This window comes from Sulfurimonas sp. (assembly GCF_050296975.1).
GTDB lineage: Bacteria > Campylobacterota > Campylobacteria > Campylobacterales > Sulfurimonadaceae > Sulfurimonas.
In genome coordinates this window covers 58,521-83,902 of sequence record NZ_JBNKRX010000003.1, presented here as the reverse complement: position 1 = coordinate 83,902, position 25,382 = coordinate 58,521, and the positions used below count along the sequence as shown (strand labels likewise).

Below are 25,382 nucleotides of genomic sequence, written 5' to 3'. Positions count from 1 at the left end.
AGCAGCTACTTTAGTACAGGGGGAATTTAAAGGACACCCACTGATAGCAGCGCCAAGGATATCGACACAAAAGTTTGGTTTTAAACCTCCAATAGTTCGTATGGGATCAGTTGATGGGTGTTGTACCACTCCTCCATGTGCGCACTTGATTACACACGACTCTGTAAGTACTAATCTGCCCATATTTATTCCTTTAGTTTTATAGTAATTTAATTTAACATATTTTATTAAATAATGGTAAAATGAAGTATATCTTATCTAAAGTAAAAGTTTTTTAAAATGTGTTATTTTTTACAAAAGATGGATGATGTGGGATAGTACATTTTGAACAGTCTTGGTGAATTGCATCGCCATAAGTGTACAAAGAGCCATCTTTGGAGTTGATCGAGCACGTGCTGTAGAGTGTTTTACTATCAACTTGCTCTATGCCATCATCGTTAAAACGAAAATGGGGACAGGCACAAAAGTAACAGTTGAGTTTTTCCATATCGTGACATTTTTTGCCCTTGGCATATAAAGGGCAAAAATCTTTTTCGTTTTTGAGCATGTTTTCAAAATCAAAATATTCTCTAATTTGCTCATTTGAAAAGTTTTTAGCTTGGAGTTTAGAGACTATTTGAGCATGTTTTAAAGTATGTACCTCAAACCACTCTTTATAACTCATTTTTTAAAAGCCTTTAGTAAAAAATAGATCGTAAGAATTTCACACACTAAAAGTGGAAAATGGACAAGATAAACCTGCTCTTGTTTGTCACTAATCTGCCAAAAATACTCCAATGATTTGTAAAATCCATAGGCAAACAACATCCCAACAAGATATGATTTTTGTTTTATCACATCGATGATACTTAGGAGTTGTGCTTTAGGGAAAAACAGAGTTTCAGCACGTAACAAATACGACCCAAAAACAAAGGTTAATTGATATCCCATATAGATTAAAAGAGCAGTTGTATAACTATAGTTAAACACTAGAAAGTACAAGATTAAAAGTAAAATAACAACCTCAACCAAAACACTTATAAGAAAAAAAGCTTTGAGGTTGAGGATTTTATAATAAATCTTGGCGATAAAGAGCATTGCAAATGCCAAGAAAATTCCGCCAAGAGAGTAGATGGATGGTTCCAGTGGAGCATAAAGGGTAAATATGCTCCCAATTGAAAGACCAAGAAATAGGGAGTTGAAAAATTTGTATTTTAAAAACTCCCGAGTATTGATTACCATCTAAAGACCTTAATATTTAAGTTTGAACCCAACATAACCAGTTGTAGTGAAATTTATTGGGTAGATTGCATCATCTTGTACCCAAAAACCATTTTTCTGGTTAAATAAGTTGTTTATTTTAGCAAAAACTTCCCAACTATCTTTGGCATACGTTGCAATCAAATCTGTTGCAGTATAAGCTTCTTGTTTTTGAGTATAGTTGTTGTTAAAATCATTGGCAGCATATGCTTCACCTCTATACACTTCAACTAAAGAGATAGTTGTATACTCGTTTGGTAGATAATCAAACGTTATTTTTACGTTATGATTAGAGACACCTGGGAGATCATTTCCTGCGTAATTTTCTCCGTTTTCTATCTCTTCATCTATAATCGCTTGAACATAGTTATAGTTGAGGACTACATTAAAATTTTGTGAGATAAGCCATTGATCATACAGATCAAGCCCGTACTTATGTGATTTGTCTATATTTGTATTTTTAGAATTCATATAACTTGGATCAGCATAGTAATATATCTCATCTTTGAGATCAGTATAGTACAACGAGATTTTGAGTTTATTGTTTGGGCGGATATCATTAAATCCTAGTGAATAGTTATTTGCTTGAGAAGGTTTTACATACCCTGTATATGTCCCAGAGTAAAGACTAAACATTCTATCTAGTGAAGATGATTCATAAGAGTGTGAATAGTTGGCAAAAAATGAATCTGTAGCACTTAAAGCGTAGTTTACACCTAGTTCAATACCATTAAGAGACTCATCTTTTTGTTCACCACCAATTTTTTCAAACTCTATTTTTTCACGTCTGTAACCAGCTTTGAGAGTAAACTCGTCTAAATAAATCTCAGAGATAAGAAATAGAGCTTTATTTGACTTGTTTAGAGTGAGATTAGTTCGCTCTAAATCTCCATCAAAACCATCAACACCAGCTTTTAATGAAACAAGTTGGCTATCATAATCAAGTGAAGCACTTAAAGATTTATAATGGTAGTCTGTAACTGAACTATATGTAACATAGTTTGATTCTTTTTTTTCATTTGAAAGATCAAGATGCAGGGCAAAGTTGGAGTTTATCTCGTAATTTATTCCTGCACCTACAACGTTACTTTTATATGTTTGCTCTGATGGATACGATCCTTTTTGCGTTGGGTCTGCTTCATATTGTGCTTTTGTTAGCGCACCAGCATAGTATACATCTGTATCTGTTGTAGATGCAGCTGCATGAAGTTCAAGAGCAGTAGTAGGAGTATATGAAAGATCAAATGTCGCAGTTGAGAACTTATTTGTTGGTTTTGTTCCTGCTGTGTCAACGATTCTAAGAGATTCTGATTTTTGTGCTTCACCACTGAAGTTAAGTGAAAGCTTTTCCCCTTTGTGCCCCAGATAAAAAGCACCATCAGCGATACCATGGTTCCCTAAATAAAAAGAGAACTCTTTGTCATTGCTCTGTTTTGTTACGATATTAATAACACCAGCATTCGCTCCATCACCGCCAGTTACAATTCCAGATGATTTAATAATCTCTATACTTTTAATAGAAGATGGAGCAATAGATGAGAGCAGTTGCGGTACCATATCGACATTGTTCATTTTTCTACCGTTGATAGTAACTACGATATTTTGGTAGCCATCACCAACACCATAACCTCTAAGATCAATCTTTTGTAAAAACTGATTTCCATAACCACTTGTCGCAAAGACAGAAGTTTGGTTGTTTAAAAATTCGTAAACATTTTTTGCGTGTGCTTTTTGGATATCTTCTGAAGTATAAACTTCAATTGCATCAGTTGATTTTAACTCATCTGTAGCAATTGCAGTTGATGTTACTTTAAGAGGAGCAAGTGTAATTTCCTGCGCGTTTAATTGGCTGAGAAGAGCAACTGATAGTAGTGATAATTGTAGTTTTTTTTGCATTATAATCCCTATAATAATTTTTTGTATGTTTGAGAAAAGGAACTATTTTGTTGGAGGAGAAGCTATCTGAATACGAAGAGGTTTACCACTAAGCGTACAAATAGACGAGATCAGTGCAATAATCTTGATCTGTGAGATATATGCTTGTATAGCTGCTAATGAAAAGTAGTTTTTTCCAAAACCTCTTGGGGTGTGTACATTCATAAATCGAAGTTTAGCTAAAATACCCTTATGAAATTATCATACCTAAAGCAGATCGTAGAGTATCTCAAAAATTTTCAAAAAATATCAGCTATTCATAGAGTGAATGACACGATTGTAAAGATTGTATTTGACCGAGATGATGAGATATATTTTAATATGACACGGTCAAATTCGAGTATATTTAAGTGTCAAGAGTACCCTCGAAGTAAAGTGTATAATGCTCCTTTTGATGTGATACTAGCAAAACGGTTTAATCGAGCAAATGTTTTGGGTGTAGAGCTTTTAAACGGAGATAAAATTATACGCTTAAAAATCTCCATTGCTTCCGCGTATAAAGAAGAAGTTACTTTCCTACAACTCGAATTTACTGGAAAATATACAAATATCATTGTTTTAGATGAGGATAATATTGTCCTAGAAGCCCTGCGTCATATCGATCTGTTTTCATCGTTTCGTGAAGTGCGTGTTGGGCAAAAACTTTTAGATGTACCTGCACCTCCTTTTGAAGCAAAAGAGTATCCAATTGAAGATGTAGAAAAGTTTTTATATAAGGTGTATGAAAAAGAACAAGATCAAAAGTTGACATCTCTCAAAAAACAAAAGATATCTTTTTTACAAAAGAGACTTAAAAAATTAGAAAAATTCTATACTAAACTTGACTCAGAGGAGTTACTAAAAAACCAAGCACAAGAGTTTGAATATATAGGCAATTTAGTGTTAGCAAATGCTCAAAACATTAAACCGTATACAAAAAAACTTGCGTTAAATGATTATGATGGAACACTCAAAGAGGTAAGTTTAGAGAAAAATTACCCAAACGCTTTTTTGATCAGTGAGAGTTTTTTTGCAAAGAGCAAAAAAGCAAAACAACGTGCAAAACATCTACATATCGAAGAGGAATCTTTACGAAGTAAGATTGAACACACAAAACTTTTTATTAATACGGTTCAAGAAGCAAAAGATACCGCAAAGATAGAACTGCTTTTCCCTAAACAGATACAAAATAAAAAGATCAAAAAAGATGAATCAATTGAGACCTTTTGGATCGAAGGGTATAAGGTACAACTTGGTAAAAACGAAAAAGGGAATATTAAACTGCTTGAAGCTGCAAAAGCCAGAGATATTTGGTTGCATCTAAAAGATAGACCTTCAACGCATGTTATAATAACTACAGATAAACAAACTCTGCCCCAGAGAATTATACAATCGGCTGCAAGATTGTGTGTAGATTTTTCTACCACTTCAAAAGATAAGTTTTTGGTCGATTATACCCCTAGGCGTGAAGTAAATATCCAAAATGGGGCTAATGTACTTTACAATAAGTATCAGACCGTAGAAGTAGATACACGGTATTAAACATTTATATACTTTTTTTGTGTACAATGGTGCGAAACAAAAATAAGGATAGATGGAATGAAAACAAACTTATCAAAGTTATTGACAGCGGTTGTACTGATAGGTACTTTATCTACAGCGGTATTTGCAGATAATAAATTTGGGTTAGGTGTAGGCATAGCGGAAGATCTTCCTACGATTAGAGCGACAATTGATATAGATCAAGATTTACGCTTAGAGCCTTTCATAGGATTTAGTTACGCTGATACTGATGGAAATTCTGGACATGAAATTGTTGTAGGTACGGCGCTACATCTGAAAAAAAGTATTAATACTAAATTAAAAGGGTATTATGGTGGATATATAGGTATTGGTAACATGGATCAAGGTACTACAGATGAAACCAATTTTAATTTAGGACCTGTAGCAGGTGTTGAATACGCTTTTGATCCGAAGTTTACTTTGGGTGCTGAAGTAAGTTTAAATTTTGGTTTTGGAGATACTACTTCTGTAGGCACATGTTCATCAGTGCTGTTACGTTACTATTTCTAAAGATAGTTGCTTTGAGAGTCCAAACGCATAAAATAACATATCTTTAGAAGTATTGAAATAGATGACAGAGTTACTGTGATATAGTACTTAAATAAAGGAAAAAGTTATGGCTGTTGGACCGATAGGAAATGCAATCTTTGTTAATCAAATGACTCAATCAGCTACTGCTTTGCAAAATGCACATAATAATCGTGTTGATTTTCAAAATATGATAGCTCAAGCTCAAGTTCAAGAGAAAGAAGAAGAGGTACTTGAAGTACGTCCGACAGAGGAAAATCAAGAGGTTGACCCTGATCGTGAACATATGAGAGAAGAAGCAGATCAAGAAAATAAAAGAAGTAAAAAGCGTGAAGCTAACAATGAAGATGAAGAAACAGATGAAGAGGCGCCATCAATTTATAAATTAGATATTAAAGTGTGATAAGCTATAATCAGTAATATTTTGTATAGGATACTTTCATGGTAAGTATATTTGAAGAACATAAAGAGCGTATAGTAACTGGTTTAGCACTTTTAGCTGTCGTTTTAGTGATAGGTTTTATAGATAATCTCTTTTTAATGTGGCTAGTGCTTGGTGGTGTTTATATCTTAGCATTTAATGAAGCTGTAAAACTTTTTGGTGTAGAGAAAGATGGACTTTTAATCTATGCCATTGGGATTTGGTTGGTTGCTGGAGTATACCCATATGGGGATGATCTTTTTGTTTTAGCTGGGGTTGCTTATGCTTCGGCAGTTGCATACAACAAAGAGTTACCATGGAAAGACTTTTTCCCTTTTATCTACCCAACGGCGGGTATGCTTTTTATTTTGACAATGTATAAAGAGTATGGAATCCTTTCACTCTTGTGGCTTTTAGCAGTAGTAGCACTTGCAGATGTAGGAGCGTATGCTGTTGGTAAAAGTGTTGGAAAAACTCCTTTTTGTGAAACATCTCCCAAAAAAACTATGGAGGGTGTCGTAGGTGGTGTGTTTGTAGCAACACTCGGCGGACTCTTTTTTGGACTTCCTATAGTTGATTTTACAGTAGCATTTTTTATCTCATTTTTTGTAGCTATCTCATCAGTATTTGGTGATCTTTTTGAATCTTCTTTAAAAAGAGCTGCAGGTGTAAAAGATAGTGGTGATATTTTACCAGGCCATGGTGGTATACTTGATAGAATTGACGGCTATCTTTTTGGTGCTATTGTGATGTTAGTGCTTCTTCGTGGACTTGTGTAGGTGGTATTACTCGGTTCAACGGGCTCTATAGGGGTAAATTCCCTTATAGTTGCTAAAAAGCTTGGTATTGATGTTGAGGTGCTTGTGTGTGGAAACAACATCGCACTGCTCAACGAGCAGATCAAAGAGCATAATCCAAAAGTAGTAGTAGTGGCAAACCAAGATGATGTACAAAAAGTAGATCATCCAAATGTACACTATGGGCAAGAGGCGATTTTAGATGTGATCGCAGATGCGCAAAGTGAGTTGGTTGTTAATGCACTTGTTGGCTTTTTAGGACTTCGTCCAACCCTAAAAGCACTTGAATGTGGAAAAAAGATAGCTCTAGCAAATAAAGAATCACTCGTAACTGCTGGGGCTTTTATAGATACTTCAAAAATCCAGCCGATCGATAGTGAACATTTTGGACTTTGGTATTTATCACAAGACCGTCCCATAAATAAAATGACAATTACTGCTAGTGGTGGTGCATTTCGTGATTGGGTAATCGAAGATATTCATAACGCTACTTTAGAAGACACACAAAAACATCCAAACTGGTCGATGGGGCAAAAGATCACGATCGATAGTGCTACAATGGTAAATAAAATGTTTGAACTTTTAGAAGCCCGCTGGCTTTTTGGTAAGGGAAATTATGATGCCATCATTGAGACAAAATCACTCATACATGCACTTATAGATTATAAAGATGGCTCAACTACTGCACATTTTGCACACGCTTCGATGCAACTCCCAATCGCTTATGCACTCGACCAAAAGTTCAATGGTGAAGTGCTAGAACATGTAGATCTTTTAGAAGTGGGCTCTTTAGAGTTTAGAAAGATTACACCAGAACGCTATCCTGTATGGGAGATCAAAGAAGACTTGCTCAAAAATCCAGAACTTGGTGTTGTTGTAAATGCTGCAAATGAAGCTGCGATTGAGAAGTTCATAGCTAAAGAGATAGGTTTTATGGATATTAGTAAAAATATTATCAAAGCGTATGAGCATTTTAGAGTAAAACCAAAAACTATAGAGGATGTTTTTGCGTTAGATAAAGAGGTTCGAGAGTTTATTCTCTTGGAAAAATAGATGCAGACAAAAATAATAGATAAAATCTCCACTTATTCAACTACCAAAGTAATATTGTGGGGGAGTTTTTTTATTTTAATAAGTTCTATCGTTTTAGTGTATCTCTTTACAATGATCTTTCATGAAGAGTATACATCTTTACTTTTTGTATTCTCAATCTTATTGCCACTTAGTATAGCTCCTTTAACACTTTGGTTAATAGTAAGAATGTCGTATAAGTTAGTACACATTCAAGAGCATTTAGAAGAGGAGATTGCAAAAAGGCAAGAACAAGAGATTTTGTTGTTTGAAAAAGCCCGTTTTATTTTGATGGGGGAGATGATGGCAAATATTTCTCATCAGTGGAAGCAACCTCTTAATACCATTAATCTAGCGATAATTAATTTGAAGTTACAAGATCAATATAAAGCAAATGAGCAAAAAAACTTAGATATCATTGAGCAAAATACAGTTTTTTTGGCTGAGACAATTAATGATTTTAGCTCTTTTTTTGATAAACGCACCCATAATGAGATGAAAAACTTCACACAAATTATTAAAGAGGTAGAAAGTATAGTTGGAATCTCTTTACAGAACGTTTCTACCAATTTAACGGTAGAAAATAAACTTTCAAAAGATATCTTTTTTGCTGCATCTTTGATTCAAGTGATTTTAAATTTACTTAATAATGCAAAAGATGCTTGTTTACAACAAGATCGTAAAGAGGTAAAATTAGTATTGTGCTCAAATAGTGATAGCGAAGTTGAGTTGTATTGTTACGATACAGGTGAAGGGGTTTTGGAAGAAAATAGAGAAAAAATATTTATGCCCTACTTTACAACAAAATTTCTACAAACAGGGACAGGGCTTGGTTTGTATATGTCAAGAGAGATAGTCAAAAAAATCTTTAGAGGTGATTTGCAGTTAGTCAATCAAAATAGTATGCTTGAAGATGGGTATAACACATGTTTTGTATTAAAAATTCCACTCTCTACAATGTGTACATTTCAAAAGGCAGATATATGATTCTATCAATAGAAAGCTCATGTGATGATAGTGCTATAGCTATAACAGAGATAGCAACTAATAAACTGCTGTTTCATAAAAAGATATCTCAAGAGATTGAGCATAGTGTATACGGTGGAGTTGTGCCTGAACTAGCAGCGAGATTACATGCTGAAACTTTGCCAAAAATACTTGAACAAGCTAAGCCATACTTTAAAGATTTAAAAGCAGTTGCAGTAACATCTTCGCCTGGACTTGCAGTGACACTGATAGAGGGTGTGACAATGGCTAAAGCGATAGCTATCGCTTTAGATATTCCACTTATTGGAGTAAATCATCTCATAGGACACATATACTCACTTTTTATAGAAAAAGAGACACTTTTTCCACTTACAGTACTTCTTGTTTCTGGTGGACACACGCAAGTGATGGAGGTAAAAAGTTTACATGATATCACAACAGTTGCCAAATCTATGGATGATAGTTTTGGGGAGAGTTTTGATAAAGTTGCAAAGATGATGGACTTGGGTTATCCAGGAGGTCCACTTATTCAAGCATTGGCAAAAGATGGTGATAGATTAAAGTATAACTTCACAGTTCCCTTGCATCAATCCCCGCAGATAGCATTTAGTTATTCTGGACTAAAAAATGCTGTACGTCTTGCAGTGCAAGAAGCAGGTGAAGATAAAGAGCTTTATAAAGATATAGCCGCATCATTTGAGCATATAGCTACAAAACATATCACTATGAAGCTCAAAAAGTACTTTAAAACACACCCGCCTAAATGTTTAGCTATAGTTGGAGGAGCGAGTGCAAATCTTTATTTGCGTTCACAGATCGAGGAATTACTAAAACCATATAAAGCAGAGCTGCTGTTAAGCGAATTACAATACTGTTCAGATAATGCAGCAATGATTGGAAGAGTGGCAGTTGATATGTATAAAGAGAAGATGTTTTCAAGTCTTGAAGCACTTGATATTTGTGCAAAAAGTAAGATGTAATGAATATTTATGAGTTTCTTAAAAAGCAAAAACATGTACTTATCATTGTGATAGGTTTTTTTGTCATATTTGAAGCGGTAATATTTTTTACAATTGAGTATAAAGAAAAAGAGGACAAAAAAACTTTTTTAGAGTTTAAATCTAAAGAATTAGATACACAAATTAAGATGGGGGAGCATTATCTTAATTTGATTGCAAAAGTGCTTTATGATAATGTCATAGATAGTGATGTGACATCGGATATCATGTACAAAGCTACCCAAACAAACGATCCAAAAAAATTAGCAGCACTTAGAGAAGAGTTATATACTAAGTATGAAAAAGATTATGAGTATATGAAAAAACTGGGTGTACGACAGTTTCATTTTCATCTCCCTGGTGTAAAAAGTTTTTTACGTTTTCATAGACCTGAAAAGTTTGGAGATTCTCTAGTTGATGTAAGGGAATCAATAGTTTATGTAAATAGATATAAAAGACCTATTGAGTGTTTTGAAGAGGGGAGAATCTTTAACGGTTTTAGACATGTCTATCCTATATTTAAAGATAAAAAGTTTGTAGGAACTGTAGAGATATCTTACTCATTTAAAGCATTTTTAGAACACGTTTTAGAGGTAAATACACAAACATCTTATCTTTTCCTTGTAAATAATGATGTAATCAAAGAAAAAGTGTTTCAAGATGAAAAAATAAACTATATGCGGAGTGCTTTTGGGCATTATAGTATAGATAAAAAAACACTTAACAATAGTATGGGTATCTCACTCAATGATATTTTTTCTATCAATAAATCTATCGCTAATGAGGTTGCACAAAAGATAGAAGCACAAGATAACTTTACTATTGTTACCCATATAGGAAATGTAGAAAATCAAAGTGTAGTTGTAAGTTTTATAGCTGTAAGAAATTTTGATAAGAAAAAAGTTGCTTATATAGTAGGTTATAACTATAGCATTACAATGGATATAGTAAAAAAACGAAGTTCGCAAGTAATGGTACTTTTATCTATAGTCAATACAATCATGGCATTTTTGATTTTTACTTTACTAAAAAGGGAAAAAAGAAAAACAGAACTTGCTTCTAAAGAGGCTATACATGATCCATTGACTGGTATATTAAATAGACGTGGTTTTGATAAAATCTTAGGGCATAAGGTGTCAGTATCAAGAAGATATACATCAGATTTAAGCATTATATTTTTTGATATAGATCATTTTAAAAACATAAATGATGCGTATGGACATGACGTGGGAGATGTAGCTTTAAAAGAGTTAACTACTATTATAAAGAAACAAATTCGTGAAAGTGATATCTTTGCAAGGTGGGGTGGTGAAGAATTTGCTATACTTTTACCAATGTCATCTCTAAGTGATGCATTGTTATTGACGGAAAAACTGCAAAAGAAGATTGAAAATACACATTTTAGTGTTGTCGATCATCTAACATGCAGTTTCGGTGTTACACAACTAAAACAAAACGATCAGGTTGAAACTTTTTTAAAAAGGGTAGATGAGTTCTTGTATTTGGCAAAAACAACAGGGAGAAATAAGATAGTTGCTGATGGATTTAGGGCATAAACTTAAAAAAATCTTATGAAGAACTGTTCTTTTTTTAAATAAGAGTAAAATTATCCTATTTAAAATATACTTCCTTCGTTACAAAATTTAAACTTAAGGAGCCGATATGGCAACTACTAAATTTAAAGGTGCAGATGTAGAGCTACTTGGAAATCAAGTAAATGTTGGAGATAAGGCTCCAGAAGTTACAGTTGTAAATTCTGATGGCTTAGGCGATGTTGTAGTAGGTGGTGCGCAAGGTACAAAACAACTAATTATTGTTGTTCCTTCACTAGATACTGGCGTATGTGCTACTGAAACTCGTAACTTCAATGCAAAAGCTGCTGATTTAGATGGTGTGAAAACTACTGTTGTTTCTATGGACCTTCCATTTGCTGCTGGAAGATTTTGTTCAGCAGAAGGTATCGATAAATTAACTGTTGCATCAGATTTTAGAAATAAAGATTTTGCTAACGCGTATGGAGTACTTTTAGGCGGTTCTGTATTAGCTGGTGTTACTTGCCGTGCTATCTTCGTTGTAGATGCAGATGGTATTGTAACTTACAAAGAGATTGTTCCAGAAATTACTGAAGAACCAAACTACGATGCAGCTTTAGAAGCAGCACAAAAATAAATTTTTTTCTTCTCCGAGAAAACTTCCTCCTATTTTAGGGTCCTAAAAGGACCCGCCCCTTTAAAAACTTTTCAACTTTTTTTATATCTGCTATAATAGTGCATACTAAACAAAGGGTTATAACCATGAAAAAAATTATATCTTCTATAGTATCTGTTTTAGCACTCACTACAGCTGCAAATGCAGATTTTGCTAGAGTTGAACTAGGTGTTGGTGGATGGAACCAAAAACCAACAGGTACAATTAAATACACAGATGGAAGCAATACAGGTTCTTATACAAGTAATGAAAAAGAGAAAACAGCTGCTTATGCATGGATGCTTATAAAACACCCTATCCCTATCGTTCCAAACTTAAGACTTGAGTATGCAAGTGTAGAGGATGCCGGGAAAGCAGAAGGATACTTCAAAGACTTTAGTACTTCTGGAGAGACTACAGGGTCATTTGAGTTAAATCAATATGATGTTGTCGCTTACTATAATATACTAGACAATACAGCTTGGCTAACAGTTGATTTAGGAGTTGATATTAAAGTATTGGATGCAAACTTTAAAGCTAATGAGGTAACTATTTATGGTGTGGGTACTGGTGATTATACAGATGATATCTCTTTAGCAGCTCCAATGGGATATGCAAGAGTTCGTGTTGAGATACCAGCAACAAATATCGGACTAGAATCAGATGTAAAATATGTTACATATAGTGGTTCAACTCTTTCAGATATAAGAGTAAAAGTTGACTATACTTTAGATTTTATTCCTGTAGTACAACCAGCAGTAGAGATTGGATATAGAGCACAAAATTATGAACTTGAAACCGATGATGACAAAACAAAAACTGATTTAAAATTCTCGGGTGTATATGGCGGGTTAATGGTTCGTTTTTAAGAGTTTAGAGTATCTTTTTGTTAAGATACTCTTTATCTAAAATAACTATCTCACATTTTAAATCTATTTCAAACTGCTCTTTAACTCTTTTTTGTGCCTCTTTGATAAGTGTGATCGCATCTTCAAATGTACCATTTCCGTAGTTAACTAAAAAGTTTGCATGTTCCTCACTAAAAGCCATATCTCCAACTCGTTTGCCTTTAAGTCCTACAGCTTCAATGAGTCGCCCCGCATAGTCCCCTTGTGGATTTTTAAAACAGCTTCCAGCTGATGGTGTACTTGGTTGGTTTGAGCGCATCTCTTTAAACATTTGTACTTTTTTTTCATCAAATCCATACTCTAAAGAAAAACTTGTTTCTAAAATAGGCTCTTTTATATTTGTATAGCGATACCCATATTCAATTGTATCTTTAATTTTAGTTCCGCTGGGTGTGGTAATATCTACAAGGTTGTTAAAGATTTCATGCTCTTTAAGACCTGCATTCATATAAACCAAACCACCAAGTTTTCCTGGAAGATGAGAGAGAAATTCAAAGTTGGTAATATTGTTTTTTTTGCAAAAAGAGGCGATTTTCCCAGAAGGTGTAGCACCACCGATTTTGAGTTGATTATCTTCTATCTTAATATAGTCAAAATCTTTACTAAGCATCATAAGTGGAGGGGGATTATTACCCACTAGTGTGTTGTTACATGCACCAATGAGATAAAAGTCTTTGTAGTTTGTGTCACCATTTTCAAATAGTGCAACATCAAAAACACCACCTATTTTAAAAGAGGAGTAGTTTTTAAAATTGATAGATTTTTTTTGCATTACTCAACGAAATTGGGGATAAGGTTAAATACATGCATAGAAAAATCACGCATCTCATTAATCATCCATGGCATAGTAAGTACTATAATGATTACAACGCCCAAAATTTTTGGAATAAAAGAGAGCGTCATCTCATTGATCTGTGTTGTAGCTTGAAAAATAGAAACCATCAAACCAAGCAACATACCAACAAGTAAAGCTGGTAGGGCTAACATAAGAGCGATTTTAAATGTTTCAACACCTAATGCTATAAGTTTTGCTTCCATTTACGAGTACCTTAACTCTTTATATTCTGTTGGGATGAGATAATCTTCAACACACACTAGTTTATCATAAAAACCATGGTTATATCCAATTTCAAAAAGTTTATTGATTGCTTTGTATTGAATCTCACTTAAACTGACACTCTCATCGTTTGCATAAAGTTCAAGATATTTATCAAGTGTAGGTGCATCGATGCGAACTAAATCACGCTCCAAAAGCATTTGAGAAAGTCTATCTTTATGTTTACGAGCTACATCAACTGCTTTAGTAAGCGTAGCTTCATACTCTATAGCTTTTGTAAGAGGAATAGAGCGGCGAATTGCCATACCACCAAGTGGTAAAGGAAGTCCACCACCACTAAGCTCTTGCCAAATATCCCACATTTCACGTTCAACTTCAAGATTCTCATCATAAGTAAGGATAGATTCATGGATGAGTACACCAGCATCTACAACACCATCAAGTACAGCTTGTTCAATCTCTAAAAAGTTCATGTAGGTGATACGAGCATCAGGATAGGCTATGCGAAAGAGCATTGCATTTGTAGTGTGTTTTCCACTAAGGGCTACTTTAAAATTACGTTTGAGTTTTGTGTCTTTTTTCTTTATAACTTTAGGACCATACCCCTCTCCAAAACTCACAGCAGTTCTCAGAGGTGCATACTCATTTGCAATGAGTGGATAAAGGGCAAAACTAATAGCAACTATGTCATAAACACCATTTAAGGCATCTTCATTGAGTGTTTGTATATCTTTAGCGATATTGTCAAAGTGAGTACCAACCATATTTACCCAGCCAAATTTTATGGCATAGTACATAAAGATATCATCGGCGTCTGGTGAGTGTGCTATAAGTGTTTTTTTCATAAAAAAGATTTTAGCCCAAAGAGACTAAAAAAGCACTTACGCTAACTATTTTGTACAATAAATTTTCGCACGTTTCTTATAAGACTCTAAAGTAGTTTTTGCGTATTCATCATCACGCATTTGCTGTTCATATGATTTGATTTTGTCTTGAAAGACTTTACATAAAGCTGGATCATATTTTGAATTTTTTGAAGAATCCCCAAAAGCAATGAGTGGGAATAAGCTACATAATAGTATAACAATTAGTTTATTCATAGTTTCTCCTTGATGAAAAAATTGGTATATAATACATCAATTCAAATGATAAGTCAAATTAATAATAATTATCAGTTAATAGCTACTTTGAAAAAATATGTCAATTTGTCATATTAATCGTAAAACAAAAAAACTTTGAATATAATTTCTCAAATTTCAAATATAAGTGAGCATAAGATGGATGCAAACAAACAAAAATCACTCGATTTAGCGATTAAACAAATAGATAAAGCTTTTGGAAAAGGTGCTCTTATGCGTCTAGGCGATAAAGAGATAGAACCTATACAATCTATTTCAACAGGTTCATTAGGACTTGATTTAGCTCTTGGAATTGGTGGTGTACCTCAAGGGAGAGTTATAGAGGTATATGGACCAGAGAGTTCAGGAAAAACTACATTAGCACTTCAAATTACAGCAGAGTGTCAAAAAAATGGTGGTGTTTGTGCATTTATAGATGCTGAACACGCTTTAGATGTAGTATATGCAAAAAATCTAGGTGTAGATATTGACAATCTTTTAGTATCTCAGCCAGATTACGGTGAACAAGCACTTGATATCGTAGAAACTGTTGCACGTAGTGGTGCAGTTGATCTAATTGTTGTTGACTCTGTTGCTGCATTAACACCAAAAGTGGAACTTGAAGGGGAGATGAACGATCAACAAGTAGGTGTTCAAGCAAGACTTATGTCTAAAGCACTTAGAAAACTCACTGGTGTTTTAAATAAAATGAACTGTACAGTTATCTTTATCAATCAAATTCGTATGAAGATTGGGATGATGGGGTATGGTTCACCTGAAACTACAACTGGTGGGAATGCTTTAAAATTTTATGCCTCTGTAAGAATTGATGTCCGTCGTATAGCATCACTCAAACAAGGTGAAGCACAAATTGGTAACCGTGTAAAAGCAAAAGTTATTAAAAATAAAGTAGCACCTCCATTTCGTCAAGCTGAATTTGACATCATGTTTGGTGAGGGGATATCTAAAGAGGGTGAACTTTGTGACTATGGTGTAAAACTAGACATTATAGATAAAAGTGGTGCTTGGTTTAGCTATGGAGAGACAAAACTTGGGCAAGGGCGTGAAAATGTGAAACTAAAGTTTAAAGAAGACCCAGAATTGGCTCGTGAGATTGAAGAGAAAATCAAAGTTGCAATGGGGATGAGTTCACTAATGACTATGGATACATCAGAGATAGCTGAAGCTACAGAGGATGATTAAGAGACCTAAACTAAGATTTAACCAAATTTTGCTAAAATTGCACTATTAAATAGAGTTAAAGGCAAATATATGTTCATAGATGATGTAAGCGCAATTGAAGTGATGGATTCTCGTGGTAATCCAACTGTAAAAGCTACAGTGAGACTAAGCGATGGTACAGTGCAAAGTGCTATTGTACCAAGTGGTGCAAGTACAGGGAAACGTGAAGCACTAGAGCTTCGTGATGGCGGTGATCGCTATATGGGAAAAGGTGTATTACAGGCTGTTGAAAATGTAAATTCTCAAATCTCTGATGCGTTAATTGGTATGAGTCCATTTAATCAAGCGATAGTTGATGCAACCATGAAAGAATTAGATGGTACTGATAATTACTCAAATTTAGGTGCAAATGCAGTTCTTGGTGTATCTATGGCAGTAGCACGTGCAGCAGCTGCGAGTTTAAATATCCCACTGTATCGTTATCTTGGCGGTGCAAATGCAATGGTTATGCCAGTGCCAATGTTAAATATCATCAATGGTGGAAGCCATGCAGATAATTCAGTTGATTTTCAAGAGTATATGATTATGCCAGTAGGGTTTGAAAATTTTGCAGACTCTTTAAGAGCATCGGCTGAAGTATATCATAACCTCAAAAGTATTTTAAAAGCTAAAAATCATAATACTGCACTTGGTGATGAGGGTGGTTTTGCACCAGATTTAAGCTCAAATGAAGAGCCTATCCAAGTTATTATGGAAGCGATAGCTAAAGCTGGATATAAAGCTGGTGAGCAAATTGCGATTGCACTAGATGTTGCTTCAAGTGAACTTGTAGTTGATGGTGGATACAGATTGGAGAGTGAAAATAGAACTGTAACTTCAGAAGAATTAGTAGCATATTATGAAGAGTTATGTGCTAAATACCCTATTGTATCTATCGAAGATGGTTTAAGTGAAGATGACTGGGACGGTTGGAAAGTTCTTACTGATCGTTTAGGTGATAAAGTTCAATTAGTTGGTGATGATCTATTTGTTACAAATGCAAATATCTTAGCGCAAGGGATTGAAAAAGGTATTGGTAACTCAATTCTTATTAAGCCAAATCAAATTGGATCAGTTAGTGAAACGATGTTAACTGTACGATTAGCTCAAAGAAATGGTTACAAATGTGTAATGAGCCATCGTTCAGGAGAAAGTGAAGATGCATTTATCGCTGACTTTGCTGTAGCACTGAACTGTGGTGAGATCAAAACAGGATCAACTGCGCGTGGTGAGAGAACGGCGAAATACAACCGTCTTTTAGAGATAGAAAACGAAGTTTTTTATGGTGAGTATTTAGGTTCTACACTTTTTAACTAAGAGTTATCATGCAAGAAGAACTTTTTGAAGAGATAGATACTGAACAAAATATAGTTCAAAAGTATCTAGGTTTAACTTTAAAAAAGTTTTTTTTGCTTGTTTTTGTTGTGATAACTTTTGGTGTTTATTTAGGGATGATTCTTTATGGAACCAACTCTGTAGAGGTATTATTAAATCTACAAGACTATGAGACTTCATTACAAAATGAGGTTGTTAGACTTAAATCAGAAAATGCTGAACTCCAGCGTGAATATTTTGAGCTCAAAGAGATTTCTGCACAGTAAATTAAAACTCTTATTTCATTTGTGATATAATATTTGTAAAAAATAGGTATTTCACGATGGTTAAACACTTCTCTTTTCTTATATTATGTTTCTCTTTTTTAATTGCGAGAGAGAATCCATTTTTTCCAATTGAAGCAGAAGATATACCTCTAACATCGAACCAGTTTGAAAAAGAGATACCACTAAAACGTGCTAGTATTCAACTTCCATCAACGGCAAGAACAGTTGAGAGTGTGACAGTCAATTATAAAAATTTAGATGGAAGCATACAACATAAAACTATCGAATTACAAAATAGTATAGACTGGCATTTACCTATATTTATCACGCAAAACTATCAAACAGAACAAGAGAAAAAAACTACAAAAACAAAAATAATAGAGAAAGAAACACTTTTTAAACAGATAGCAAAACTTCCATTTATAACATTTAAAATCCATAAAAACGAAATATATCTTGAGACAAAAGATAAAATTATACGTTCATTTTTATTGGTAAATCCACATAGAATAGTATGTGACTTTCAAAGAGAAACAGATATAGGAAGTTATACAAAAAAAATTAAGGGTGAAGATGTAACTCAGATCAAAGTTGGTACCCATAAAGGGTATTATAGAGTTGTCATTGAACTTGATGGAAGTTATAAATATAAAAAAGTATCTAAAGATGGATATATATTTACCCTTTATTAGAAAGGTTCAAATGAAAAATCTTCTTCTGATTATTTTTTTATTGGGAAATACTATATTTGCAGATATACAAAATAAACCTGCAAAAACAATGAGTGTAAAAGAGAAAAAAAAGAGATTTTATTCGATAGTAGTACCTGAAGTAGATAAAGTATATGAGCGAAGAGCGAAGGTATATTTAGAAATTAAAAATGACCTAAATAACTCTGTAGACAATGTAAAAATAGATGAGTTAAAAACATTTTATAAGATAAAAACAGACGAAGAGTTATTAATGGCTCTTAAACCAATTCCAAAAAGCATAGCTATTGCTCAAGCTGCTATGGAAAGTGCGTGGGGTACTTCACGTTTTTTTAAGGAAGGAAATAATCTTTATGGGATGTGGAGCATACATAAAAAAGACAAAAAAATAGCTGCAAGTAAAACCAGAGATAACAATGTAACTGTATGGATAAAACAATACAATTCATTGGAAGATTCAGTCAGGGGATATTATATAACTTTAGCAAAAGGAAAACAGTATAAAAGATTACGTGAACTCAACTATATTAGTGATGATGTATATGAGATAGCTAAAGGTTTAGATAAGTACTCAGAAAAAAGAGAGCTTTATGTGGAAGAGATAAAAAGTATTATACGCTACAACAAGCTTACAAAATATGATGCAAAGTGATACTACTTCGATATAATTACGTCCATGGAAGAGATAGAAGAATATTTAAAAACACATGATGATGTAGAGATGCACCCATCAGACATAGCAAAACTTTTAAAAGAGCTTAGTGCAGAAGAGTTTCAACGTGCTATAAAACTTATCCCAAAAGATCTTGTTGGTGATGTAGCTCTTGCATTACCCGATAGATATTTTGAAGATGTTGTTGGCAATTTAAGTATAGATGAACTTTTACACGCTGTTAATGAGCTTGAAACAGATGACCAAGTAGAATTTTTAGAAGAGTTAGAGTATATAGATGAAGAGGTCGCTGCAGAGGTTTTTAAAAATCTAGATGACGAAAACAAAGAGGAGATTGAAACTCTTCAAAGTTATGATGAAGATGAAGCTGGTGCATATATGCAGCTTGAAGTATTTACATCATATGAAGATGAAGTGGTTCAAGATGTCATAAAAAGATTTGCAAAGCTTCGTAAAGAGCATGAACTAGAAAATGTTCAAAATCTTTTTGTTGTTGATCGAAGAAATAAGCTTTTACATGCAGTTGGTTTAGATGATCTTTTAATCTTTAACTTTTCAAAAACAATTAAAGAAAATATTGAGCAGAGTGAAGAGTCTTTTGAGCCTAAAGTTGCGCGTGATACGGAAGATATAAAAGAGGTTGTACACTATTTTGAAGAGTATGACCTCTCAGTTATGCCGATTTTAAATGGTGATGGGAAACTTTTAGGACGTATCACTTCGGACGACATATACGATATTATCAACGAGCATGCAACTGAACAGATGTATAATCTTGCAGGGGTTAATGACGAAGCAGAAGAGGATGATGATATCTTAGTAGCTGGACAAAAACGGGCAACTTGGCTTGGAATAAATCTTGTAACAGCTATCATAGCATCGTTTGTGATTGGTATGTTTGAACAAACATTACAAAGTTTAGTAGCTCTGGCGGTATTGATGCCAATTGTCGCTTCAATGGGTGGTAACGCAGGGACGCAAACACTTACAGTTGTTGTGCGTCAGCTTGCACTTGGGGATATCTCCAATAAAGATGCTTGGCGGATCTTAAAAAAAGAGATATTTATTGCATTAATGAATGGACTTGTATTTGCTATAGTGATGGGACTGATTGCTTGGTATTGGTTTGATATAAGTATGTTAGGATTGGTTATCGGTTTAAGTATGGTTATAAATCTTCTTATGGCTGGTTTTTTTGGGGCAGTAGTGCCACTAGGGTTAAAAATGCTTAAAATTGACCCTGCAATTGGAAGCACTGTTATTTTAACAACTGTGACTGATGTTGTAGGTTTTTTCAGCTTTTTAGGTTTAGCAACATATATTTTATTATAAAGTGAGAATACACATTTGAATCTATTGATACTGTTTTTTCTGTTATCGGTTGGTATATCGTTTTTATGTTCAGTGTTAGAATCAGTATTGTTATCTATAAGTATGTCATATATAGCAGTAATGGAAAAAGAGAGGCCAAGCGTTGGTAAATTACTCCGCATTCAAAAAGAAAATATAAACAAATCTATCGCCTCAATCTTAATATTAAACACTATAGCAAATACATTAGGAGCAGCAGCTGTTGGAGCTCAAGCTGCAAAAATTTTCGGTAATGATGCTGTTGTATATGTATCAGTTATTTTAACATTCGCAATTTTATTTTTATCAGAGATTATTCCAAAAACTATAGGGGCTATTTATTGGAAAAAATTAGCTCCTATAGCAACATACTTTATTCGTATATTTATCTGGATTACATACCCTATAATTATTTTTACATTGGCAGTAACAAATAAAATTTCTCGTGGAAAAACCGATGCACACTCTATGACAAAAGAGGAGCTTTTAGAGAGTATGCTTATGAGTGAAGATGAGGGTGTGATCGATGAGAAAGAATCAGATGTAATCGAAAATATATTAAAACTGAGGACGATTAAAGTAGCAGAGGTTTTAACCCCCAGAAGCGTTGTGTTTGCACTCGATGAAAATATGACGATTCAAGAAGTTATGAAAACACAACCTGCAATTTTTAAATTCTCTCGTATCCCTGTATTTAAAAACTCTATCGAAGATGTTACAGGAATTGTTCTTACAAAAAAAATATTTAAACAATCACTCAAAGATGACACAGTTGCTTTAAAAGAGATCAAAAAAGACATCTTTTCTATCAATGAAAAAATCCCTGTATCAAAAGCACTGGATATGTTTATTGCAAAGAAAGATCATATGTTTTTAGTGCGTGATAATTACGACCAAACAGAAGGTATCGTAACACTAGAAGATTGTGTTGAGACAATTTTAGGTGTCGAGATTATGGATGAGAGTGACACTACCGAGGATATGCGTGAACTAGCAAAACGTAAAATGAAGCTCAAAAGAAGATTGGAAGAGGAAAAATAACTCCTCTTACATCCCAGGTATTCTTGGAATATTTCCAAGTTTAGAGTTTTTACAATAAAATCCCCATCCTTTTTTCAACCAATGCCCAATGATAGGGAGTGGAAACATAAAAGCACGTTTTTCATCTCTATAAACAAATGCCGCACCATCTCCACTATCCATAACACATAAAATATTGAGATGTTTATGATACCCCTCAAAATCAAATCCACCATTATCCCTTTGGTAGATATTATGTGCAGCATTTTTTGCCATCACTTCAGCAATATGCCCTTGTTTTGCGCGCCAGTCATACCCTTCAAGTGCTGCTACATCACCAATGGCATATACATTTGTCATATTTGCATTTTCATCAAGTACGCAAGAGTAATCATCTGTTTTTACAAATCCTGCTTCATTTTGCGGTAAATCGGAATTTTTTACAACACTATGTCCATCTCCAGCAGGGATAAACATAGTAAAGTCAGCTTCAAGTTTAGACTCATCTTCAAACACAATTCCATCAGTTTCAAAGTGAGTAATCTTTTGTCCAAAATGTTTTTTTATATTTAGACGTGTAAAAAACTTATCCATCATCTGTAATGCTTGTGGACCCATACGTTTTCCAGGTTCTTCCATCGGTGCAAAGAATGTCAGTTCAAAGTTTTCTCTAATCCCTTTACGTTTAAGCATATTATGCACATTAAACATCAACTCAAACCCTGGACCTCCACGAACTGCTGAGGTGTCCTTTGGATTACCACCAAAGCCCATAGCGATTTTTCCACTTCCTTTGGCAATAAGAGCATCTAATTTATCACGTATTTGTAAAGATTGTTCAGGTGCTCCACAGATTGAGAGAGTATTTTCAACACCTTTAGGTTGCATTTTTGAAGCCCCCATAGCTAAGATGAGATAATCATAATTATTAAGCACTTTGCCACTTTCTAAAGTGATTTCATTTTGTTTGTAGCTAATCTCTTTAACACCATCGATGATAAGTTCAAATCCATGAGCTTTTTGGAGTTTACTCAGGTCAACACAAACATCTGCAAACTTTGCATCATGTGTAGGTACCCATATAGAAGTTGGATAGACATAAAAATAGTCTCGATCACTTACAAGAGTAACGTAATAGCCTAGTTTTTTTAAATGTACAGCTGCATCTATACCAGCAAATCCACCACCAAGAACTAAAACATTTTTCATACAAACACCCCTTTTGATCGATATAATAAGTCATTTTATAGAAAATGTAGTTAAAGTTATATTAAATATATGTTTTACTTATAAAATGTAATTAATTATTTTTTATTGATAAAATAAACTGCCAACATACTGATAATTCCACCCACAATAACATGGAGTTGCATAGGTTCATCCAGTAAAAGAGATGCGCTAAAGAGTGCAAAAACAGGGACTAAAAACATAAATGAGCTTGTTTTTTCACTTCCTAATTTTCCACTAGAGAGAAAAAAGATAGTGGTTGCAATACTTTGCCCAAAAACAGCAAGATAGATAAGTGCGATCCAAAAGTTAAGTCCTTGATCGAAGACAATGCTTAGATTAGAGTTGTATGAGTAAAAGAACATAAAAACAGTTGCTACAATCGAGATGTAAAAACTGTAGTGGATTGGATGGATGTATTTTTGGGAGTGTTGTGAGAGCACAGTTACTCCAGCCCAGATGGTTGCACATAAAAGATAGTATAGATTTGCTGAGTTTAAAAAGAGGTTGAAGTTATCGAGTCTTAATAAAATATAGCCACCAATGAGCCCTAAAAGTAGACCAAAATATTGTCTTGTTTGCAGTCTATTTTTAAATAAAATAGCTACAAGTAAAAAAGTCATTATTGGGCTAAAAGTGGTGATTACAACACTTCCAGCCCCTGCAAGACCATATTTGATACCATAAAAAGATGAGAACATAAAACCAACATTGAGTACTGAACTTGAAAGTACATATTTGAGTGAGTTTTTATCTAGTTTTAGAGGTTTTTTAAAGTATATAAGGATAGGTATAAAAGTCACACTCATAAAGAAAAAGCGCCAAAATACCACTACATCCATAGGGAGTTCATATGTAAGTATTTTAAGTGCAGTCCAGCCAGTTCCCCACAAAAACATTGCAAGAATCATAAGTTTTGTCATAGAAACTCTTTTTTTATAAAGTGGCTAAGGACATAAAGTGCCCAAATGTGTTGTTTAAAAGTACCCCTTTTAGCCGTTGCTATGTAGCGCTCTAGCACATCCTTTTTAAACATTCCTGTTTGCTCATTTACCTCTTCGATTAGAGCTATTTTTTCGCTCTCAATTAAGTACTCCATATATGGATTTGAGAACCCTTTTTTCTTTCTTTTTATAATTGGTTCTGGAAGTTTATCCTGCATCGCTTTTTTGAGTAACGATTTTGTTACACCATCACGGTAGCGTAGTTTTGGGTCAATCGAGAAGATAAGTTCGGTAAATTTATGATCTAAAAATGGGGTACGTGATTCTATAGAGTGTGCCATAGAGATACGATCAAGTTTTGCTAAAAAATGCTCACTTTGAAAATGGTTTAAATCGATATAACTAAACCAGATAGACTCATCGTTATGACTAGAATTTTCAAAATTATCGCGGTAAGATTGGATATATTTCATACTTTCTCCATCACGCACATTGCGACGAAGAAGCTGATTTTTTTGCATATCGGTAAATTTTTCACTACAACAACGAAACACCACCTCATTTTCAAATGCACGTTTGTACCATTCCCACTCACGGTTCATGGAAAAGTTTGAACGGAAATATTTTTTGAGCCAGTTTGCATGGTAGAGATGTTTTGCACGTTCTAGTTCAATGTACTCAAAATATTGTCTATAGCCTAAAAATAGCTCATCGCTCCCCTCGCCACTAAGCACCACTTTGTAGCCATCTTTTTTGACCTCTTCAAGTAAGATGTAAAGTGGGATCGTAGCTGGGTCGTTGAGTGGTTCATCGTGTGTATCTAAAACCCTCTCCATACTATCGATAAAACGATATTTTGTAGCAATAACAGCTTTATTTCTTACCCCTAAAAGTTTGGCACTTTGCTGTGCTTCATCTAACTCATCGTATTTTCGATACTCCTCAAATCCCAATGAATAACTTAGCAAATCTTTACCGCTGTTTTTTGCAAAGTAGTTGATCGTAGCACTATCGATCCCGCCACTAAGTAGTGTTGCCATAGGTACTTCGCTTCCACTTAAACGAAGTTCAATTGATTCTTGTAGGAGTTGTTCGATCTTCTCAATTGCTTCTGTTTCGTTTGTGATGATATTAGATGGAGTATCTAAGAGGTCAAAATATTTTTCAACTTTATAGTTGTTATCTTTAAAAATAAGATATTCACTAGGAGCGAGTTTAAAAATACCCTCAAAAAAAGTGTGCGGAGATGTAGGTGCGAGGTAGCTAAGATAACTAAGCATTGCATCTTGGTTCATCTTTTTATGTTTTAAAAATGGTGTGAGTGCTTTGAGTTCTGAAGCAAAATAAAAAGCACTTTTATCCTGCATGTAAAAAAGTGGTTTTTTCCCAAGTCGATCACGAAAGAGGTAGAGTGTATCGCCATCTTTAAGAGCTATGGCAAACATTCCGCGAAGATGTTGCACAAAATTTACACCCCATTTTAAGTATGCTGCGATAATTACTTCGCTATCTCCATTGGTTTGAAAATCAAAATCCAACTCTTGTTTTAACTCTTGATAATTATATATTTCACCATTAAAAGACAGAAGAATATTTTTATAACGAAGTGGTTGATTGCTTCTATGGTGTGTATCGTTAATGCTAAGGCGTTGGTGTGCAAAAAAGAGATGATTTTCTTGAATCACACCACAATAATCTGGTCCACGGTGTGACATTTTACCAAGAGCATATCTTGCTTGTTGTTCGTCATACTCTCCTAAAATTCCAAAAATTGCACACATATAAATCCCACAGAGAAAATTTTGAAGATATTTTGCCATCTTTGTTCTTAAAGTGTATAATCTCTCC

The 25,382-nt window shown here is 34.1% G+C and carries 29 protein-coding genes; 17 read left to right on the top strand and 12 right to left on the bottom strand.

Annotated elements, in window-relative coordinates:
• From ACQY56_RS01655 to ACQY56_RS01635, 5 genes are all read right to left on the bottom strand, one after another.
• On the bottom strand, positions 1 to 183 hold a 183-nt coding region (locus ACQY56_RS01655), incomplete at its 3' end, for a hypothetical protein (protein ID WP_428743701.1).
• Between the two features lie 91 nt (positions 184 to 274).
• Positions 275 to 664, bottom strand: a complete 390-nt coding sequence (locus ACQY56_RS01650; protein WP_428738564.1) for a hypothetical protein — start codon at positions 662 to 664, stop codon at positions 275 to 277.
• On the bottom strand, positions 661 to 1,221 hold the full coding sequence (locus ACQY56_RS01645; protein WP_428738563.1) for a hypothetical protein: 561 nt from the start codon (positions 1,219 to 1,221) through the stop codon (positions 661 to 663). The genes ACQY56_RS01650 and ACQY56_RS01645 overlap by 4 nt, the downstream gene beginning before the upstream one ends.
• A 9-nt stretch (positions 1,222 to 1,230) precedes the next feature.
• On the bottom strand, positions 1,231 to 3,135 hold the full coding sequence (locus tag ACQY56_RS01640) for a TonB-dependent receptor (RefSeq protein ID WP_428738562.1): 1,905 nt from the start codon (positions 3,133 to 3,135) through the stop codon (positions 1,231 to 1,233).
• Between the two features lie 42 nt (positions 3,136 to 3,177).
• Positions 3,178 to 3,339 (bottom strand): hypothetical protein, encoded by a 162-nt coding sequence (locus ACQY56_RS01635; RefSeq protein ID WP_428738561.1) that lies wholly within the window; start codon positions 3,337 to 3,339, stop codon positions 3,178 to 3,180.
• A gap of 27 nt (positions 3,340 to 3,366) precedes the next feature.
• Here ACQY56_RS01635 and ACQY56_RS01630 point away from each other — a divergent pair, with 27 nt between their 5' ends.
• The 10 genes from ACQY56_RS01630 (at position 3,367) to ACQY56_RS01585 (ending at position 12,574) form a co-directional block, all read left to right on the top strand.
• The gene (locus ACQY56_RS01630; RefSeq protein ID WP_428738560.1) at positions 3,367 to 4,695 is read left to right on the top strand and encodes an NFACT family protein; all 1,329 of its coding nucleotides are present in this window, start codon (positions 3,367 to 3,369) and stop codon (positions 4,693 to 4,695) included.
• 57 nt (positions 4,696 to 4,752) lie between these two features.
• Positions 4,753 to 5,226, top strand: coding sequence for a hypothetical protein (locus tag ACQY56_RS01625; protein ID WP_428738559.1), 474 nt, complete (start codon positions 4,753 to 4,755; stop codon positions 5,224 to 5,226).
• Positions 5,227 to 5,332: 106 nt separating this feature from the next.
• Positions 5,333 to 5,647: a hypothetical protein gene (locus ACQY56_RS01620; protein WP_428738558.1), complete on the top strand. Its 315-nt coding sequence runs from the start codon at positions 5,333 to 5,335 to the stop codon at positions 5,645 to 5,647.
• Between the two features lie 38 nt (positions 5,648 to 5,685).
• Entirely contained in the window at positions 5,686 to 6,444 is a 759-nt protein-coding gene (locus tag ACQY56_RS01615) for a phosphatidate cytidylyltransferase (protein ID WP_428738557.1), read from the top strand.
• A complete protein-coding gene (gene dxr, locus ACQY56_RS01610) occupies positions 6,445 to 7,515 on the top strand; it encodes a 1-deoxy-D-xylulose-5-phosphate reductoisomerase (protein WP_428738556.1) in 1,071 nt (356 codons plus the stop codon).
• A complete protein-coding gene (locus ACQY56_RS01605; protein ID WP_428738555.1) occupies positions 7,516 to 8,520 on the top strand; it encodes a sensor histidine kinase in 1,005 nt (334 codons plus the stop codon).
• Positions 8,517 to 9,500, top strand: a complete 984-nt coding sequence (tsaD, locus tag ACQY56_RS01600; protein ID WP_428738554.1) for a tRNA (adenosine(37)-N6)-threonylcarbamoyltransferase complex transferase subunit TsaD — start codon at positions 8,517 to 8,519, stop codon at positions 9,498 to 9,500. The genes ACQY56_RS01605 and tsaD overlap by 4 nt, the downstream gene beginning before the upstream one ends.
• Positions 9,500 to 11,074 (top strand): diguanylate cyclase, encoded by a 1,575-nt coding sequence (locus ACQY56_RS01595; protein ID WP_428738553.1) that lies wholly within the window; start codon positions 9,500 to 9,502, stop codon positions 11,072 to 11,074. The genes tsaD and ACQY56_RS01595 overlap by 1 nt, the downstream gene beginning before the upstream one ends.
• 106 nt (positions 11,075 to 11,180) lie before the next feature.
• Positions 11,181 to 11,687 carry a thiol peroxidase gene (tpx, locus tag ACQY56_RS01590; RefSeq protein ID WP_428738552.1) on the top strand — a complete coding sequence of 169 codons (507 nt, stop codon included), beginning with the start codon at positions 11,181 to 11,183 and terminating at the stop codon, positions 11,685 to 11,687.
• Positions 11,688 to 11,812: 125 nt separating this feature from the next.
• On the top strand, positions 11,813 to 12,574 hold the full coding sequence (locus ACQY56_RS01585) for a TIGR04219 family outer membrane beta-barrel protein (RefSeq protein WP_428738551.1): 762 nt from the start codon (positions 11,813 to 11,815) through the stop codon (positions 12,572 to 12,574).
• 4 nt (positions 12,575 to 12,578) lie between these two features.
• Here ACQY56_RS01585 and ACQY56_RS01580 read toward each other — a convergent pair whose 3' ends face one another.
• The 4 genes from ACQY56_RS01580 to ACQY56_RS01565 are packed head-to-tail and all read right to left on the bottom strand — an operon-like array spanning position 12,579 to position 14,770.
• Positions 12,579 to 13,385, bottom strand: coding sequence for a UDP-N-acetylmuramate dehydrogenase (locus tag ACQY56_RS01580; RefSeq protein WP_428738550.1), 807 nt, complete (start codon positions 13,383 to 13,385; stop codon positions 12,579 to 12,581).
• The gene (fliQ, locus tag ACQY56_RS01575; protein ID WP_428738549.1) at positions 13,385 to 13,651 is read right to left on the bottom strand and encodes a flagellar biosynthesis protein FliQ; all 267 of its coding nucleotides are present in this window, start codon (positions 13,649 to 13,651) and stop codon (positions 13,385 to 13,387) included. Before fliQ ends, ACQY56_RS01580 begins: the two co-directional genes overlap by 1 nt.
• Entirely contained in the window at positions 13,652 to 14,515 is an 864-nt protein-coding gene (locus tag ACQY56_RS01570; RefSeq protein ID WP_428738548.1) for a menaquinone biosynthesis family protein, read from the bottom strand. It abuts the gene before it with no gap.
• A gap of 45 nt (positions 14,516 to 14,560) precedes the next feature.
• Positions 14,561 to 14,770 carry a hypothetical protein gene (locus tag ACQY56_RS01565; protein ID WP_428738547.1) on the bottom strand — a complete coding sequence of 70 codons (210 nt, stop codon included), beginning with the start codon at positions 14,768 to 14,770 and terminating at the stop codon, positions 14,561 to 14,563.
• Positions 14,771 to 14,947: 177 nt separating this feature from the next.
• Here ACQY56_RS01565 and recA point away from each other — a divergent pair, with 177 nt between their 5' ends.
• The 7 genes from recA (at position 14,948) to ACQY56_RS01530 (ending at position 21,384) form a co-directional block, all read left to right on the top strand.
• Positions 14,948 to 15,991, top strand: a complete 1,044-nt coding sequence (recA, locus tag ACQY56_RS01560; protein WP_428738565.1) for a recombinase RecA — start codon at positions 14,948 to 14,950, stop codon at positions 15,989 to 15,991.
• Between the two features lie 69 nt (positions 15,992 to 16,060).
• Complete coding sequence (gene eno / locus ACQY56_RS01555; protein WP_428738546.1) at positions 16,061 to 17,326, top strand: phosphopyruvate hydratase; 1,266 nt, start codon at positions 16,061 to 16,063, stop codon at positions 17,324 to 17,326.
• 8 nt (positions 17,327 to 17,334) lie between these two features.
• The gene (locus tag ACQY56_RS01550; protein WP_428738545.1) at positions 17,335 to 17,610 is read left to right on the top strand and encodes a hypothetical protein; all 276 of its coding nucleotides are present in this window, start codon (positions 17,335 to 17,337) and stop codon (positions 17,608 to 17,610) included.
• Positions 17,611 to 17,666: 56 nt separating this feature from the next.
• A complete protein-coding gene (locus tag ACQY56_RS01545; protein WP_428738544.1) occupies positions 17,667 to 18,302 on the top strand; it encodes an AMIN domain-containing protein in 636 nt (211 codons plus the stop codon).
• A gap of 10 nt (positions 18,303 to 18,312) precedes the next feature.
• Positions 18,313 to 18,972, top strand: a complete 660-nt coding sequence (locus ACQY56_RS01540; protein ID WP_428738543.1) for a glucosaminidase domain-containing protein — start codon at positions 18,313 to 18,315, stop codon at positions 18,970 to 18,972.
• 24 nt (positions 18,973 to 18,996) lie between these two features.
• Positions 18,997 to 20,325: a magnesium transporter gene (gene mgtE / locus ACQY56_RS01535; protein ID WP_428738542.1), complete on the top strand. Its 1,329-nt coding sequence runs from the start codon at positions 18,997 to 18,999 to the stop codon at positions 20,323 to 20,325.
• Between the two features lie 15 nt (positions 20,326 to 20,340).
• A complete protein-coding gene (locus ACQY56_RS01530; protein ID WP_428738541.1) occupies positions 20,341 to 21,384 on the top strand; it encodes a CNNM domain-containing protein in 1,044 nt (347 codons plus the stop codon).
• A gap of 6 nt (positions 21,385 to 21,390) precedes the next feature.
• Here ACQY56_RS01530 and ACQY56_RS01525 read toward each other — a convergent pair whose 3' ends face one another.
• The 3 genes from ACQY56_RS01525 to asnB form a co-directional block, all read right to left on the bottom strand.
• A complete protein-coding gene (locus ACQY56_RS01525; RefSeq protein WP_428738540.1) occupies positions 21,391 to 22,572 on the bottom strand; it encodes an NAD(P)/FAD-dependent oxidoreductase in 1,182 nt (393 codons plus the stop codon).
• A 95-nt stretch (positions 22,573 to 22,667) separates the two neighbouring features.
• On the bottom strand, positions 22,668 to 23,513 hold the full coding sequence (locus tag ACQY56_RS01520) for a DMT family transporter (RefSeq protein WP_428738539.1): 846 nt from the start codon (positions 23,511 to 23,513) through the stop codon (positions 22,668 to 22,670).
• Positions 23,510 to 25,354, bottom strand: a complete 1,845-nt coding sequence (gene asnB, locus ACQY56_RS01515; protein WP_428738538.1) for an asparagine synthase (glutamine-hydrolyzing) — start codon at positions 25,352 to 25,354, stop codon at positions 23,510 to 23,512. The genes ACQY56_RS01520 and asnB overlap by 4 nt, the downstream gene beginning before the upstream one ends.
• Positions 25,355 to 25,382: the final 28 nt, after the last annotated feature.

What these genes read in the sequence shown, in the direction of transcription:
- asnB (WP_428738538.1), bottom strand. Translation starts at nt 25,354, where the DNA reads ATGGCAAAATATCTTCAAAATTTTCTCTGTGGGATTTATATGTGTGCA.
- ACQY56_RS01605 (WP_428738555.1), top strand. Translation starts at nt 7,516, where the DNA reads ATGCAGACAAAAATAATAGATAAAATCTCCACTTATTCAACTACCAAA.
- tsaD (WP_428738554.1), top strand. Translation starts at nt 8,517, where the DNA reads ATGATTCTATCAATAGAAAGCTCATGTGATGATAGTGCTATAGCTATA.
- ACQY56_RS01545 (WP_428738544.1), top strand. Translation starts at nt 17,667, where the DNA reads ATGGTTAAACACTTCTCTTTTCTTATATTATGTTTCTCTTTTTTAATT.
- ACQY56_RS01585 (WP_428738551.1), top strand. Translation starts at nt 11,813, where the DNA reads ATGAAAAAAATTATATCTTCTATAGTATCTGTTTTAGCACTCACTACA.
- ACQY56_RS01565 (WP_428738547.1), bottom strand. Translation starts at nt 14,770, where the DNA reads ATGAATAAACTAATTGTTATACTATTATGTAGCTTATTCCCACTCATT.
- ACQY56_RS01625 (WP_428738559.1), top strand. Translation starts at nt 4,753, where the DNA reads ATGAAAACAAACTTATCAAAGTTATTGACAGCGGTTGTACTGATAGGT.
- ACQY56_RS01620 (WP_428738558.1), top strand. Translation starts at nt 5,333, where the DNA reads ATGGCTGTTGGACCGATAGGAAATGCAATCTTTGTTAATCAAATGACT.
- tpx (WP_428738552.1), top strand. Translation starts at nt 11,181, where the DNA reads ATGGCAACTACTAAATTTAAAGGTGCAGATGTAGAGCTACTTGGAAAT.
- ACQY56_RS01550 (WP_428738545.1), top strand. Translation starts at nt 17,335, where the DNA reads ATGCAAGAAGAACTTTTTGAAGAGATAGATACTGAACAAAATATAGTT.
- ACQY56_RS01650 (WP_428738564.1), bottom strand. Translation starts at nt 664, where the DNA reads ATGAGTTATAAAGAGTGGTTTGAGGTACATACTTTAAAACATGCTCAA.
- ACQY56_RS01645 (WP_428738563.1), bottom strand. Translation starts at nt 1,221, where the DNA reads ATGGTAATCAATACTCGGGAGTTTTTAAAATACAAATTTTTCAACTCC.
- ACQY56_RS01630 (WP_428738560.1), top strand. Translation starts at nt 3,367, where the DNA reads ATGAAATTATCATACCTAAAGCAGATCGTAGAGTATCTCAAAAATTTT.
- ACQY56_RS01580 (WP_428738550.1), bottom strand. Translation starts at nt 13,385, where the DNA reads ATGCAAAAAAAATCTATCAATTTTAAAAACTACTCCTCTTTTAAAATA.
- ACQY56_RS01635 (WP_428738561.1), bottom strand. Translation starts at nt 3,339, where the DNA reads ATGAATGTACACACCCCAAGAGGTTTTGGAAAAAACTACTTTTCATTA.
- ACQY56_RS01570 (WP_428738548.1), bottom strand. Translation starts at nt 14,515, where the DNA reads ATGAAAAAAACACTTATAGCACACTCACCAGACGCCGATGATATCTTT.
- ACQY56_RS01595 (WP_428738553.1), top strand. Translation starts at nt 9,500, where the DNA reads ATGAATATTTATGAGTTTCTTAAAAAGCAAAAACATGTACTTATCATT.
- mgtE (WP_428738542.1), top strand. Translation starts at nt 18,997, where the DNA reads ATGGAAGAGATAGAAGAATATTTAAAAACACATGATGATGTAGAGATG.
- ACQY56_RS01615 (WP_428738557.1), top strand. Translation starts at nt 5,686, where the DNA reads ATGGTAAGTATATTTGAAGAACATAAAGAGCGTATAGTAACTGGTTTA.
- ACQY56_RS01520 (WP_428738539.1), bottom strand. Translation starts at nt 23,513, where the DNA reads ATGACAAAACTTATGATTCTTGCAATGTTTTTGTGGGGAACTGGCTGG.
- recA (WP_428738565.1), top strand. Translation starts at nt 14,948, where the DNA reads ATGGATGCAAACAAACAAAAATCACTCGATTTAGCGATTAAACAAATA.
- ACQY56_RS01525 (WP_428738540.1), bottom strand. Translation starts at nt 22,572, where the DNA reads ATGAAAAATGTTTTAGTTCTTGGTGGTGGATTTGCTGGTATAGATGCA.
- eno (WP_428738546.1), top strand. Translation starts at nt 16,061, where the DNA reads ATGTTCATAGATGATGTAAGCGCAATTGAAGTGATGGATTCTCGTGGT.
- fliQ (WP_428738549.1), bottom strand. Translation starts at nt 13,651, where the DNA reads ATGGAAGCAAAACTTATAGCATTAGGTGTTGAAACATTTAAAATCGCT.
- ACQY56_RS01640 (WP_428738562.1), bottom strand. Translation starts at nt 3,135, where the DNA reads ATGCAAAAAAAACTACAATTATCACTACTATCAGTTGCTCTTCTCAGC.
- ACQY56_RS01540 (WP_428738543.1), top strand. Translation starts at nt 18,313, where the DNA reads ATGAAAAATCTTCTTCTGATTATTTTTTTATTGGGAAATACTATATTT.